The organism is Alkalihalophilus lindianensis, assembly GCF_032843265.1.
Lineage (GTDB): Bacteria > Bacillota > Bacilli > Bacillales > Bacillaceae_D > Alkalihalophilus > Alkalihalophilus lindianensis.
This window is the reverse complement of the sequence record NZ_JAWJBA010000195.1, coordinates 1-282: the sequence shown is the minus strand read 5'-3', so window position 1 is coordinate 282 and position 282 is coordinate 1. Positions and strand designations below refer to the sequence as shown.

General features: G+C 42.2%; 1 protein-coding gene. It reads left to right on the top strand.

The features are described 5' to 3' along the window. The coding region (locus RYX56_RS21895) for a transposase (protein WP_317124057.1) at window positions 1-282 on the top strand (282 nt) is incomplete at both ends.

Below are 282 nucleotides of genomic sequence, written 5' to 3'. Positions count from 1 at the left end.
TTTCTTTGTTAGCGGAAACGATGAATTCTTACCCCTTTAGGCTTCATGCCTTCTGTTTAATGACCAACCATACACATCTCCAGATTGAGACAATGGAAACCCCGCTTAGTACCATCATGAAATACCTCAACATGAAATACGCCAAGTATGTGAACAAAAAGTACGATTTCTCCGGGCATGTATTCGAAAAGCGTTATGGCGCTGAACTGCTTGATTTCCCCGAATATGAGATTGATGTCAGCAAGTATATTCATCTGAATCCGGTGGCAGCAGGAATGGTGT